This window comes from Magnetospirillum fulvum (genome assembly GCF_900108475.1).
Classification (GTDB): domain Bacteria; phylum Pseudomonadota; class Alphaproteobacteria; order Rhodospirillales; family Magnetospirillaceae; genus Phaeospirillum; species Phaeospirillum fulvum_A.
Window position 1 is genome coordinate 1 of record NZ_FNWO01000013.1, and the last position, 13,073, is coordinate 13,073.

A 13,073-nucleotide genomic window follows, 5' to 3' on the forward strand; every position below is an offset into this window, starting at 1 on the left:
CGAGCGTGACACCGTGCGCCCGCCCACATGGTAGAGACGGGCCGCGTGGCTCTCCAAGCCGCCGACGATCTCGCGGAGGCTGGTTGCTCCCGAAAGCTGGCCGTACAAAAGCGCGACAAACTGACTCTTCGTCGAAAGACGACGGACATGCTTGTCCGCCCTGTGCTCGCTGACCAGACGGTCGAACTCACCCCACGGAACATGCTTCAAAAGGTCGTGAAGAACGCTATTCTTGTGTCGCACGGTGTTGGCTCCAATTTCGTGTCCAGGAGACGCGCCAACGTCTGAACACGAGTAGAATCAACGCCGTGCACTTAGTCCAGAAATTTAAACCGGACAGCCGTGTGATCCCCCTGACCATCCACACAATCGAGGGCGGTGCCGGGGCCGCCACAATGACCGGATCACTCCGACAGATCGGTGATCTTCGAAATTGATGGCGGCGGCAATTCCATTCGCCATTCGCATGCCCGCCCGTCGATCGCCGCCAACAACGGCGCGACCGAGCATCAAATGATGGCGATCTATGGATGGGAGAGTCCGAAGCAGGCGGCGCTCTATACCCGCAAAGCCGACCGCAAACGCCTTGCGGATCAGGCCATGCACCTGCTGGTCCCGGAACAGACCGGGGCCGAAAGTGTCTCACTTTCGGCTCAAAAAACCGCCGGTGAGACAATTAACGGCAAAAAAGACTTATAAAACAACCCGCCCCGCTTTGGATGGTGCCCCGTGCCGGAGTCGAACCAGCACGACCGAAGGTCGCCGCATTTTGAGTGCGGTGCGTCTACCAATTCCGCCAACGGGGCTCCGGGGCGGGGCGGCACAGCATCTAACATAGGAAACGCGTTCCCGCCAGCGTAAATTCGCAGAAACCGCATTCGACACGGCGCGGGGAGGAGAAAACCCTGCGGCTTTCCTTGACTTGCTGCGGTTTCGCCGTAGACTCTGCCCCCCTGTCCATACCCGACTGGTCGAAAGAGACGTTCCATGGTTGCCATCACCTTGCCCGACGGTTCGGTCCGTCGGTTCGATTCCCCGATTTCCGGCCTCGATCTGGCGCGGGACATCGGCACCGGACTCGCCAAGGCGGCCCTGGGCATCACTATCGACGGCACGCCGCGCGATCTGTCGACCGTGATCGAGTCCGATGCGCGGGTCTCGATCCTCACCGCGAAGAGCGGGGCCGAGGCGCTTGACCTGCTGCGCCACGACGCCGCCCACATCATGGCCGAGGCGGTCAAGGAACTGTATCCCGAGACCCAGGTCACGATTGGCCCGTCGATCGAGAACGGATTCTATTACGATTTCGCCCGCCCGACCCCGTTCACCCCCGACGATCTCGCCACGATCGAGGCGCGGATGGCGGAAATCGTTGATCGCAACGAAGCGATCACCCGCGAGGAATGGGACCGCGACGAGGCGGTCGCCTTCTTCCTGGGCCTGGGCGAGAAATACAAGGCCGAGTTGATCGCAGCGATTCCCGCCGGTCAGACCATCAGCTTGTATCGCCAGGGCAATTTCATTGATCTGTGCCGGGGGCCGCACCTGCCCTCGACCGGCAAGCTGGGCAAGGCGTTCAAGCTGATGAAGCTGGCCGGGGCCTATTGGCGCGGCGATTCCAGGAACGAGATGCTCCAGCGCATTTACGGCACCGCCTGGTTCGACAAGAAGGAGCTGGATTCCTACCTCCACATGCTGGAAGAGGCCGAAAAGCGCGACCACCGCCGCCTCGGCCGCGAGATGGACCTGTTCCACCAGCAGGAAGAAGCGGCCGGATCGGTGTTCTGGCACAAGAAGGGCTGGGTGCTGTGGCGCGCGGTCGAATCCTATATGCGCCGTCAGCTCGAAGCCAACGATTACCAGGAGGTCAAGACACCGCAGCTGGTCGATTACTCGCTGTGGGAGGCGTCGGGCCACGCCGACAAATTCTCCGAGAACATGTTCACCATCACCACCCAGGATGATCGTCATCTGGCGGTGAAGCCGATGAACTGCCCCTGTCACGTCCAGATTTTCCGTCAGGGGATCAAGAGCTATCGCGACCTGCCGCTGCGGATGGCCGAGTTCGGCTCGTGTCACCGCTACGAGCCGTCGGGCGCGCTGCACGGGATCATGCGGGTCCGCGCCTTTACCCAGGACGACGCCCACATCTTCTGTACCGAGGACCAGATCACCTCGGAAACCGTCGCCTTCTGTCACCTCCTGAAGGAGGTCTATCAGGATTTCGGCTTCCCCGATGTCCGGGTCAAGTTCTCCGACCGTCCGGCCAAGCGGGCCGGGTCCGACGAGACCTGGGACAAGGCCGAAAGCGCCCTGGTGGAGGCGGCCAAGGCCGCAGGTCTGGAAACCGAGCTCAATCCGGGCGAAGGCGCTTTCTACGGCCCCAAGCTGGAATTCGTCCTGCGCGACGCGATCGGCCGCGACTGGCAGTGCGGCACGCTTCAGGTCGATTTCGTGCTGCCCGAGCGTCTCGACGCCGCCTATGTCGCCGAGGACGGCAGCAAGAAGCGGCCGGTGATGCTGCACCGGGCCATTCTCGGCTCGTTCGAACGCTTCATCGGCATCCTGATCGAGAACTTCTCGGGCCGCTTCCCCTTGTGGCTGGCCCCGGTCCAGGTGGTGGTCACCACCATCGTCTCCGACGCCGACGATTATGCCCGCGAGGTCCAGGCCGCCCTGCGCGCTGCGGGCCTGCGCGCCGAACTCGACCTGCGCAACGAAAAAATCAATTATAAGGTTCGCGAGCATTCGGTCGCCAAAGTGCCGGTTCTGCTGGTGGTCGGCAAGCGCGAGGCTGAAAATCGCGCCGTCGCCATTCGCCGCCTGGGCGGAAGCGACCAAGAAATTGTTGCGCTGGATCAGGCAGTGGCTACACTGGTAGCAGAATCCGCTCCGCCCGCCTGATCGGCGGGCGAACCAACAAAGGAAGGTCGGGCCGCGTCGCGTGCTCCGGCCGTTTCGTATACTCAAATCGATGGAGAGTGTTCTATAGCTAGACCGCCCATGCAGACGCCGCCCAGATCCGACGGGCCCCGCGTCAATCGTGAAATCGATGTGCGTTCCATCCGTCTGGTGGGCGCCGACGGTGAGATGATCGGTGTCGTCACCCTGCGCGAAGGCTTGCTGATGGCCGAAGAAGCTGGGCTCGACCTCGTCGAGGTTTCTCCCAACGCCGATCCGCCCGTCTGTAAGATTCTGGACTTCGGAAAGTTTAAGTACGAAGCCCAGAAGAAAAAGAACGAAGCGCGCAAGAAACAGAAAGTCATCGAAGTCAAGGAAATCAAACTTCGCCCCAATATTGACGAGAACGATTACGGCGTCAAAATGCGGAGCATGAAGAAGTTCCTTGATGAAGGCGACAAGGTCAAGGTGACCATGCGCTTTCGTGGCCGTGAACTGGCCCACCAGGACATCGGCATGAAGCTCCTGGAACAGGTCCGCGACGATCTCGAAACCCTCGGCAAAGTCGAGCAGGTGCCCAAGATGGAAGGGCGCCAGATGGTGATGGTGATCGCTCCGCGCTGATCCGCCTTCTCCCGCGCGCTGGCCGACATCTCGGTCGGTGCGCGGGCGACGACCCTGCCCTCCCCCCGATGCGCTTACGGACCACACGCCGATCCCGCCTGTGTCGTTTGACACGGGATCGTTTTGCTGTGGTTTGCGGGCAGAGGTAAAACCGTCTCCCGTGAAAAAGTCCCTCACTGTCGCTCGGTGTACTTTTTCCCGTTGGATTCAAAGGAGAAAAATGGGCTCGGGGCAGCCCAGCGCCCATTTTTCGTGTTGTCTGTTTCACCAGCTTTGCGCCGCTTAAGCGCGCAAAACTGGTGAAATCCCACCTCCGAAGCCGTGGGCGTCGCCCATCGGCCTCGGAGGGAAGCAAATCCATCCCCGCGCGGAAAGCTTGATTGAGCACGGGGATTCTATTTGAACCGGGGAAAAGTACACTGAGGCCAAAGGCCGAAGGACTTTTTCACGACCGACAAAACCGGGACCGCCGGAACGCCGGTTACACTCAGCGCGAAGCCTTCAGTCCCGCTTCCGCCCCGGTGCGGGCGACGATCGCGGCGACGACCGCCCCGTTGGCGGCCAGCCAGGAATCGAATTCGGCAACGATTTCGGGGGCAACGCGCGAAGACAACCGATACGAATCCGAGATGTGGGGCAGATCGGGATCGTAGACCAGACCGCCCTGCCCGTCGGTCAGAGCCCCGGCAGCATGCAGGGCGACCGCGACATTGACGTAGGCCCCATCAATCCGCCCGGCCAGAACCTGACGCAACAGCGGCTCGAATCCGGGATTTTCTTTCAGTTCGACCGAACCGGCATCGACCCGGTTTTTCCAGGCGAAGGGGGTGAATCCTGCAACGGTGCCCAGCGACCGCACCGCGTCTGCGCCGCGCCCGACCCGGTCGCGCCGAATCACGGTACCGTCGATATAGGCGAATACCGGAGCGGAATAGACCAGGGTCGCGCCCCGGCGAATTGCCGCTTGCCAGTCCGGGCTGTCGGGGAATTTCAGATCGACGCCGCCATGGATCAGCTCGGCCAGCAACCGCTTGACCGGCAGGGGGCGAAAGATCAGCCGGTGACCGTTCGCCGCAGCAAAGGCGTCCAAAATCTCGCGCGCTGCGCCGACGAACTGACCGTCCCGCCAGGCATAGGCCGGGCTGTAATCAATCGCCTCGACTCCGATGGTCAGATCGCGCGCCGAAACCTGCGCCGACGCCATCAGCGCGCACAATCCGACCGCCATCCCCCTCAGCCACGCCTGGGACTTCATGTTTCGCCTGACCTTCCCCCTGATCCAATCCCGATTGAACCATGAGCACGGCTGTCGTTCAATCCTGCTCGCACGACCAATGCGGCAATTTCATTTAGCCGGGATTGCCACTAATCTGTAATTTTACTTCACCCACTCGCCGCCATCATCGCCGTCGAGAGGCTTGCCGCTCCGTATCGATCCGTCTTCCGCTCCATCCCCGCAGCCCGCTAAACATTTTGTCGAAAGCGTGTTAGAGGTTGCGGCGCTATTTTGGGATCGGCCACGACGCATCCCGCGCCCCGAACGAGCAGCATGATCGCGCCCCGCCTCGCCTTCCCGGAGTTCTTTTCATGTGCGGCCTGACCGGCTTCATCGACCTCGACCGCGCCGCTTCTGCTGAGACCCTGGCCGCCATGGCCCGGCGGATGGCCGACACCATGGTCGCGCGCGGCCCCGACGGGTCGGGAGTGTGGGTGGATGCCGAGGCCGGAATCGCCCTAGCCCATCGTCGGCTGGCGATCCTCGATCTCAGCGCCGCCGGGCACCAGCCGATGATCTCGTCGTGCGGCCGCTTCGTCGTGTCCTATAACGGCGAGATCTATAACGCGCCCGCGCTGAAGTCCGAGCTTGAGCGGGCCGGACACACCTTTCGCGGCCATTCCGACACCGAAGTGATTATCGAGGGGGCCGCGCTCTGGGGCGTGCGCGGCATGTTGGAGCGGATTCGCGGCATGTTCGCCCTGGCCCTGTGGGACCGCGCCCGCCACGAATTGGTGCTGGCCCGCGACCGGCTCGGTATCAAGCCGCTTTATTGGGGGATCGCCGGACGGCTGGTGCTGTTCGGGTCGCAATTGGGGGCGTTGCGCGCCCATGACGGCTGGCGGCCCCGCCTCAACCGCGACGCGGTGACCTCGTTCCTGCGCCACAATTACGTTCCGGCGCCGCAGAGCATCTATCAGGGCATCTCGAAGCTGGAGCCGGGGCGGATGGTGACCCTGTCCCGCGACGGAACAGTGCGAACCGAACGCTTCTGGAGCCTGGACGACGCGGTCGCGGCGGGACGGGCCAATCCGCTGCATTGCTCGGATGGCGAAGCGATCGACCAGTTGGAAGAGTTGCTGTCCGACTCGGTCGCCGGTCACATGCTGTCGGATGTGCCGGTCGGCGCGTTCCTCTCCGGCGGGATCGATTCGTCGGCGGTAGTGGCGTTGATGCAGGCGGGCAGCACCCGGCCGGTCCGCACCTTCACCATCGGCTTCGACGAGGCGGGCTATAACGAGGCCGACCACGCCAAGGCGGTGGCCCGCCATCTCGGCACCGATCATTGCGAACTGATCTTGTCGGCCGATGCCGGTCTGGACGTTATCCCGTCGCTGCCCGATTTCTACGACGAGCCGTTCGCGGATTCGTCGCAGATTCCGACCTACATGGTGTCGAAGCTGACGCGGGAGCATGTCACCGTCGCGCTGTCGGGCGATGGCGGCGACGAGCTGTTCGCGGGCTATAACCGCCATCTTCAAGCCGCTCAATGGGGCCATCGCCTCGGCCGGGTGCCGATGTCGGCCCGCCGCCTCTCGGCCTGGGGCCTGACCCGATTGTCACAGCAGACCTGGGACCGGGTGTTCGCCCGTCTGCCCGGTCGCTGGCCGCCCCAGCCGGGCGACAAGCTGCATAAGCTGGCGGGTGTGCTGACCGAGGATGCCGACAGCCTCTATCGCCGCCTGGTCAGTCATTGGACCGATCCGGCCGCGCTGGTGCGGGGTGGAACCGAGCCGAAGGACGGCCCACTGTGGGACCCGGCACTTGCCGCCGCCCTGCCCTCGCAGCTTGACCGGATGCAGTATCTCGACACCCTGACCTATCTGCCCGACGACATCTTGTGCAAGGTCGATCGCGCCAGCATGGCGGTGTCACTGGAATCACGGGTGCCGCTGCTCGACCATCGCGTTGTCGAATTCGCCTGGCGGCTGCCCGCGCACCTGCGGGTCCGCCACGGCCATGGCAAATGGCTGCTGCGTCAGGTGCTGTACCGCCATGTCCCACGCGAGTTGATCGACCGCCCCAAGATGGGCTTTAGCATTCCGCTCGATTCCTGGCTGCGCGGTAAATTGCGGCCGTGGGCCGAAGCATTGCTGGATCAAAAGCGCCTGTCGGAGCAAGGTTTGCTCGACCCGGCACCGATCCGTGCCTGTTGGGCAGAACATCTCAGCGGCAAGCGGAACTGGCAGTATCTGCTGTGGGATGTGCTGATGCTTCAGGCGTGGCTCGACCGCCACGGAACCGGACTGGCGATGGAATAAGGCCTGACCCCGTCGGCTCGGCTCCTAGCGGAGAAAATGCGCTCATCTTTAAAGAGCGCAGGATGTAATTTTCTCCGTATGAAGAATACACAACCGAAATCGCATAATAATAAAGCCAAACACCCATATTCTTTTAAAATAGTTCCACTTTTATACAATAACCTCTGACTGGGTGCTTAAATTTACTGGACATTCCAAGCCATTCTGGATCGAAACGATCCTGCGCGAAACATTTCCGATCTGATTCGTTGCTTCAAGGGCGGGTTGATGGATAATTGGCACCACCCCAAAGCGCGCTTTCGTCACGTCTTCCGCCGCACCCCAGACCGCGTAGATAGAAATGCCGCCGATGCCACGGTCGAGGCGAAGGTGCCATGATGCAGAAATGGTACGTTGTCCGCGCCAAGCCCCGTTCCGAAAATCTGGCGGCAACCCATCTGGCGCGCCAAGGATTTCGTGTATTTCTCCCCCAGTACGCAACGACGGTGAAACATGCCGGACGCACCACCCAGGTGCACCGGCCTTTGTTCCCGGGGTATTTGTTCGTCGGCTTCGATCGGGAAACGGCCCGCTGGCGGTCGATCCTGGGGACCATCGGGGTGCTCGACCTGATCCGGAACGGAGATCATCCTGTGTCTGTTCCGGAGAACGTGGTAGAAGGCCTGATCGCCGAAGGGGGCGAAAACGGCCTGATACAACGGGCAGAGGACGTGTTGCGCCCAGGGTCGACGGTGCGCATTACCGAAGGGCCATTTGCCCTGTTCGTCGGCCGTCTGCTATCCCTGAACGACAAGGAGCGGACAACGGTTCTGTTGAGCGTAATGAACCGCGAGATCGAGGTCCTGCTCCCCAGGGAGTCCATAGAGGCGACACCGTAAAGCTTGCGTCGCCTCGTCTATATCAACGGAACGGGTGCAATTTCCTCACCCGATTGGCGGTAGCGTGGGAAAAGCCCATCCTAAGGCGGATTGGCGCTTCTTTCAGGTACGACATCTTCAACGGCTAGGTAGGGTTCAGAGGGTGAAGAGAGTCCTTGTCACCGGAGCGGATGGATTCATCGGCTCGCATTTGACCGAAGCTCTAGTGCGCAACGGCTATGATGTTCGCGCCTTCGTGCTCTACAATTCGTTCAACAGCTGGGGCTGGCTTGATCGCTGCGCCCCTGACGTCAAAGGCTCGTTCGAGGTTTTCGCCGGTGACGTCCGCGATCCGCACGGCGTCCGCGCCGCGATGCAGGGATGCGATGCGGTCTTGCATTTGGCCGCGCTGATTGCGATCCCCTATTCGTATCACTCGCCCGATACCTACGTTGATACGAACATCAAGGGCACCCTCAACGTCGTTCAGGCGGCGCGAGAGCTTGGCATCACCAAAGTGATCCACACCTCCACCAGCGAGGTTTACGGCACCGCCCGCTTCGTGCCGATCACCGAAGAACACCCGCTGCAAGGCCAGTCGCCCTACTCTGCGACCAAGATCGGCGCGGACCAGATTGCCCTGTCGTTCTTCGCCGCCTTCGGCACGCCGGTAACCGTGATCCGCCCTTTCAACACCTTCGGACCGCGCCAGTCCGCGCGAGCGGTGATCCCCACCATCATCACCCAGATCGCCAACGGCGCGCGGAAGATCAAGCTCGGCTCGCTCCATCCCACGCGCGACTTCAATTATGTGGCCGACACGGTGGGCGGGTTCCTGGCCGCGTTGGCGGCGGAGCGTGGTGCGGGCGAGGTCATCAACCTCGGCAGCAATTACGAAATCTCGATCGGCGACACCGCCAAAACCATCGCCGAGGTGATGGGAGCGGAAATCGAGATCGTTACCGACGACGTGCGGCTGCGCCCGGAGAAAAGCGAGGTCGAGCGCCTGTGGGCCTGCAATGCCAAGGCGAAGGACTTGCTCGGCTGGCAGCCCGCGTTTGGCGGCCTCGACGGGTTCCGGCGGGGCTTGGCGGAAACCGTTTCCTGGTTCTCCGATTCCGAGAACCTGAAATCCTACAAAGCCGATATCTACAACATATAGCTGCCTGCCGACATGAACGCCCCCCTCCCCCTCGCCGCACAGATCGTCGCGGTCTTGCGCGATGTCACCGGCCCCGGATCGGTGCCCCTGCACGCCCCCCGGTTCTCGGGCAATGAGCTTGCCTATGTTCAGGAGTGCATCGACACCACCTTCGTCTCATCGGTCGGCAAATTCGTCGATCGCTTCGAAGCGGACCTTGCCGCCTTTACCGGTGCCGGTCACGCCATCGCGGTGGTCAATGGGACGGCCGCCCTCCACGCCGCAATGCTGCTCGCCGGGGTGCAGCCGGGCGATGAAGTGATCGTTCCCGCGCTAACCTTTGTCGCCACCGCCAACGCCGTTGCTCATTGCGGCGCGGTGCCGCACTTCGCCGATTCGAGCGAGGCCACCCTGGGACTCGACCCCGTGGCGCTCGGGGCTCATCTCGCCGAAATCGCCGAAATCCGTGACGATGTCTGCGTTAACCGCACCACCGGCCGGGTCATTCGTGCCCTGGTGCCGATGCACGCCTTCGGCCATCCCATCGACATTGCCGCCACGGTCGAGCTGGCGCGGACATGGCATCTGGTCCTGGTCGAAGACGCGGCGGAATCCCTGGGCAGCACGGTCGGCGGACGCCACACCGGCACCTTCGGCCGCATGGGCACCTTGAGCTTCAACGGCAACAAGACGATCACCACCGGCGGCGGCGGGGCCATCCTCACCAACGATCCGGAGCTTGCCAAGCGCGCCAAGCATCTCACCACCACGGCAAAGCAACCGCACCGGTGGGAATTCCGGCATGATTATGTTGCTTATAATTACCGCCTCCCCAACCTCAACGCGGCGCTCGGCTGTGCCCAGTTGGAGCAACTGCCGACATTCCTTGCCGAAAAGCGCCGCTTGTTCGAGAAGTACCGCGCCGGGTTCGAGGGAATGACCGGGGTCAGACTGTTTGCCGAGCCCGCAGGATGTCGCAGCAATTATTGGCTGCAAACCTTGATCCTGGACGACGACCGCGCCGGGGAGCGGGACACGATTCTGGCCGCGACCAACGATGCGGGTCTGATGACCCGTCCGGCATGGACCTTGATGCATCGGTTGCCCGCATTCGAGACCTGCCCGCGCATGGCCTTGCCGGTCGCACAATCCCTGGAACGCCGGATCATCAACATCCCGAGCAGCGCCATCCTTGGCTCGAGCGGGGCCGCGTGAGCGGCGAGCCGTTACTCCTGATCGGTGCTGGCGGACATGCCCGGTCCTGCATCGACGCGATTGAGATGGGCGGGCGTTTCAGGATCGTCGGCTTGATCGGCACTGCGCCCGAGGTCGGGACCGAGGTTCTCGGTTACCCTGTTCTGGGGACCGACATCGACCTACCGCGTCTCGTCGCCCAGTTTCGCACTGCCGCGATCACTTTGGGGCAGATCAAATCGCCTGCGGCGCGGATGCGCCTGTTCTCTGCGGCTCTTGCGGCAGGAGCGGAACTTCCGGCGATCGTGTCGCCGCTGGCGCACGTCTCGCGTCATGCTGAACTGGGTGCGGGAACGATGGTTCTGCACCGCGCCGTGATCAATGCAGGCGCACGGATCGGCCGCAACGTCATCATCAACACCATGGCTCTGGTCGAACACGACGCCGAAATCGGCGATCATTGTCACATCGCCACCGCGGCCGTGATCAATGGTGGCGTCCGTATCGGCGCGGAGACCTTTATCGGCAGCAACGCCAGCATCCGCCAAGAAATACAGGTGGGAACCGGCTGTGTCATCGGCATGGGGCAGCGGGTTGTCACCGATTGTGCCGATGGTGAATGGTTGCCTCCGGGACGGAGGCCATCATGAGCGTGATGATCATTGCCGAGGCAGGGGTCAACCACAATGGCGATCCCGAACTGGCGAAACGACTGATCGACGCGGCAAAGGCGGCAGGGGCCGATTACGTCAAGTTTCAGACCTTCAAGGCGGAACGGCTGGTCACCCAGGGAGCCGCAAAGGCCGATTATCAGAAGAAGACCAGTGGCGCGGACGAAAGCCAGTTCGAGATGATCCGGCGCCTGGAATTGTCCGAGGCGACACATCGCGACCTGATTGCCCATTGCGCGGCACAGGGAATCGGCTTCCTGTCCACCGGCTTCGATGTGGACAGCCTCGACATGCTGGCTGGGCTTGGTCTGCCGCTTGTCAAAATCCCCTCGGGCGAAATCACCAACCTCCCCTATCTGCGTCATGTCGGCAGCATGGAATTGCCGGTGGTGCTGTCCACTGGGATGGCGACCCTGGCCGAGGTAGACGATGCGCTCGGTGTTCTGGAGGACGCAGGGGTGCCGCGTGACCGGATCACGGTTTTGCATTGCACCACCGAATATCCGACCCCGATGGACGAGGTAAACCTGTCCGCCATGCTGACCCTGCGCGATGCATTTGGCGTGGCGGTCGGTTATTCCGACCATACCGAAGGGATCGAGATAGCGATCGCGGCGACGGCGCTCGGCGCATGCATCATCGAAAAGCACTTCACGCTCGACCGCAGCTTGCCGGGGCCCGATCATAAGGCAAGCCTGGAACCGGACGAGCTTGCCGCCATGGTCGCAGCGATCCGCAACATCGAGCGGGCGATGGGCGACGGGATCAAACGGCCTGGCCCGAGCGAAACCCGCAACCTGCCGATCGCACGCAAATCAATTGTCGCGGCCCGGCCGATCTCGGCGGGAGAGCCGCTCTCGGCCGAGAATATGACGGTCAAACGTCCGGGCAACGGACTCTCGCCCATGCGGTGGGACGACATGATCGGCCGGATTGCCAGCCGCGCCTATCAGCGTGATGAGGCGATCGAGCCATGAGCCGGAAAATCTGCGTCGTCACCGGAACCCGCGCCGAATACGGTCTGCTGCGGTGGCTGATGGAAGAGATCAAGGCTGCGCCGGGGCTGCATCTCCAGGTGATCGCCACCGGCATGCATCTTTCCCCCGAGTTCGGCCTGACCTACCGCGAGATCGAAGCGGACGGCTTTACCATCGACCGCAAGGTTGAAATGCTGACCAGTTCCGACACGCCGGTCGGGATTGCCAAGTCGATGGGACTTGGAACGATCGGATTTGCCGACGCACTGGCCGACCTCGCCCCCGATATCCTGGTGGTGCTGGGCGATCGGTTCGAAATCTTCGCCGCGGTTGCCGCAGCCCTGGTCGCCCGCATCCCGGTCGCGCACCTTCATGGCGGCGAGAGAACGGAAGGCGCCGTCGATGAAGCCCTGCGCCACGCCATCACCAAAATGGCGCATCTGCACTTCGTGGCAACCGAAGAATACCGGACGCGCGTGATACAATTAGGCGAGCAACCCGACCGGGTCTTTCTGGTTGGCGGGCTTGGCGTCGATGCCATCAAGAAGCAGACATTGCTGGACCGTCCCGCCCTGGAAGAGTCACTGGGATTTCGGTTTGGCCGACGGACCTTGCTGGTCACGTTCCATCCGGCAACACTGACCTTTTCATCTCCCGTTGATGAAATGAACGAGGTTCTGGCGGCACTGGACGACCTTGACGAGACCTCGCTGATCTTCACCATGCCAAACGCCGATGCGGGCGGCCGCGACTTGATCGGCCTCGTCGAGCGTTTCGTCGCCGACCGCCCCGGCACCAGAAAGGCGTTCACGTCTCTCGGGCTCTTGCGCTATTTGTCATGCCTAGCCCAAGTGGATGCCGTGGTTGGCAATTCCTCCAGCGGCCTGTTGGAGGCCCCAAGCTTTGGGATCGGGACGATCAACATTGGCGACCGCCAACGGGGGCGACTCTGCGCGACGAGCGTTATCTCCTGTGCTCCAGACCGGAATGCCATCGGCGGCGCCCTGGAGCGCCTGTATTCTCCCGAATTCCAAAATGGATTGAAGACCGTAATCAATCCGTATGGCGAAGGGGGAGCGGGAGCGAAAATCGTCTCGGTCCTGACGGACTTTCCACAGGATTTCCTGATGGAAAAAGCCTTCTATGACCTGCCCATGAGCCAGAATTAGCA

General features: G+C 62.3%; 12 protein-coding genes and 1 tRNA gene. 10 read left to right on the plus strand and 3 right to left on the minus strand.

What is annotated here, in order from left to right; translation table 11 throughout:
* Positions 1 to 243: DUF4372 domain-containing protein (locus tag BLW40_RS14105; RefSeq protein WP_139305609.1), on the minus strand; the 243-nt coding region annotated here is incomplete at its 3' end.
* Positions 244 to 420: 177 nt separating this feature from the next.
* Here BLW40_RS14105 and BLW40_RS14110 point away from each other — a divergent pair.
* Positions 421 to 699, plus strand: a complete 279-nt coding sequence (locus BLW40_RS14110) for a hypothetical protein (RefSeq protein ID WP_074769681.1) — start codon at positions 421 to 423, stop codon at positions 697 to 699.
* Between the two features lie 21 nt (positions 700 to 720).
* Here the strand turns inward: BLW40_RS14110 and BLW40_RS14115 are convergent.
* A tRNA-Leu gene (locus tag BLW40_RS14115) sits at positions 721 to 806 on the minus strand.
* Positions 807 to 987: 181 nt separating this feature from the next.
* Here BLW40_RS14115 and thrS point away from each other — a divergent pair.
* Both thrS and infC read left to right on the plus strand, forming a co-directional pair.
* The gene (gene thrS, locus BLW40_RS14120; RefSeq protein WP_074769683.1) at positions 988 to 2,904 is read left to right on the plus strand and encodes a threonine--tRNA ligase; all 1,917 of its coding nucleotides are present in this window, start codon (positions 988 to 990) and stop codon (positions 2,902 to 2,904) included.
* Positions 2,905 to 3,003: 99 nt separating this feature from the next.
* Positions 3,004 to 3,525: a translation initiation factor IF-3 gene (gene infC, locus BLW40_RS14125; protein WP_074769685.1), complete on the plus strand. Its 522-nt coding sequence runs from the start codon at positions 3,004 to 3,006 to the stop codon at positions 3,523 to 3,525.
* Positions 3,526 to 4,012: 487 nt separating this feature from the next.
* On the opposite strand, the gene BLW40_RS14130 is transcribed toward infC, so the two are convergent.
* Positions 4,013 to 4,780: a type 2 periplasmic-binding domain-containing protein gene (locus BLW40_RS14130; protein WP_074769687.1), complete on the minus strand. Its 768-nt coding sequence runs from the start codon at positions 4,778 to 4,780 to the stop codon at positions 4,013 to 4,015.
* 332 nt (positions 4,781 to 5,112) lie between these two features.
* Here BLW40_RS14130 and asnB point away from each other — a divergent pair, with 332 nt between their 5' ends.
* From asnB to neuC, 7 genes are all read left to right on the plus strand, one after another.
* A complete protein-coding gene (gene asnB / locus BLW40_RS14135) occupies positions 5,113 to 7,062 on the plus strand; it encodes an asparagine synthase (glutamine-hydrolyzing) (protein ID WP_074769689.1) in 1,950 nt (649 codons plus the stop codon).
* Between the two features lie 374 nt (positions 7,063 to 7,436).
* On the plus strand, positions 7,437 to 7,940 hold the full coding sequence (gene nusG, locus BLW40_RS14140) for a transcription termination/antitermination protein NusG (protein ID WP_074769691.1): 504 nt from the start codon (positions 7,437 to 7,439) through the stop codon (positions 7,938 to 7,940).
* 142 nt (positions 7,941 to 8,082) lie between these two features.
* Positions 8,083 to 9,081, plus strand: coding sequence for an NAD-dependent 4,6-dehydratase LegB (locus tag BLW40_RS14145; protein WP_074769693.1), 999 nt, complete (start codon positions 8,083 to 8,085; stop codon positions 9,079 to 9,081).
* 12 nt (positions 9,082 to 9,093) lie between these two features.
* Positions 9,094 to 10,275, plus strand: a complete 1,182-nt coding sequence (locus BLW40_RS14150; protein ID WP_074769695.1) for a LegC family aminotransferase — start codon at positions 9,094 to 9,096, stop codon at positions 10,273 to 10,275.
* Positions 10,272 to 10,904 carry an acetyltransferase gene (locus tag BLW40_RS14155; RefSeq protein ID WP_074769697.1) on the plus strand — a complete coding sequence of 211 codons (633 nt, stop codon included), beginning with the start codon at positions 10,272 to 10,274 and terminating at the stop codon, positions 10,902 to 10,904. Before BLW40_RS14150 ends, BLW40_RS14155 begins: the two co-directional genes overlap by 4 nt.
* Positions 10,901 to 11,902: an N-acetylneuraminate synthase gene (neuB, locus tag BLW40_RS14160; RefSeq protein ID WP_074769868.1), complete on the plus strand. Its 1,002-nt coding sequence runs from the start codon at positions 10,901 to 10,903 to the stop codon at positions 11,900 to 11,902. The genes BLW40_RS14155 and neuB overlap by 4 nt, the downstream gene beginning before the upstream one ends.
* Entirely contained in the window at positions 11,899 to 13,071 is a 1,173-nt protein-coding gene (gene neuC, locus BLW40_RS14165; protein ID WP_074769699.1) for a UDP-N-acetylglucosamine 2-epimerase, read from the plus strand. The genes neuB and neuC overlap by 4 nt, the downstream gene beginning before the upstream one ends.
* Positions 13,072 to 13,073 lie beyond the last annotated feature (2 nt).